The organism is Pseudomonas syringae, assembly GCF_000737245.1.
In the GTDB taxonomy this organism is placed as follows: Bacteria; Pseudomonadota; Gammaproteobacteria; order Pseudomonadales; family Pseudomonadaceae; genus Aquipseudomonas; species Aquipseudomonas syringae_J.
In genome coordinates, this window is sequence record NZ_JPQU01000002.1 from 1 (window position 1) to 245 (window position 245).

Here is a 245-nt window from a genome sequence, read left to right on the forward strand (position 1 = left end):
AAGTGGCGCGAGCTGCCGCGTCATCGTCAGCGGGGGCAACCCGCAGCGCCACGAGACCTCCGAGGCCGACAACTACCTGCCCTACCTGCTGCAAAGACAGGTGCCGCGCGCAGACATCGTTCTCGAGAACGATGTCTGCGCGCGGCACCTGTCTTTGCAGCAGGTAGGGCAGGTAGTTGTCGGCCTCGGAGGTCTCGTGGCGCTGCGGGTTGCCCCCGCTGACGATGACGCGGCAGCTCGCGAGA

At 66.9% G+C, this 245-nt stretch carries 1 protein-coding gene; it reads right to left on the bottom strand.

Annotated features, from left to right (window positions below):
- Positions 1-245, bottom strand: a 245-nt coding sequence (locus IV01_RS26915) for a YdcF family protein (RefSeq protein ID WP_229636067.1), incomplete at both ends; no start/stop codon positions are given.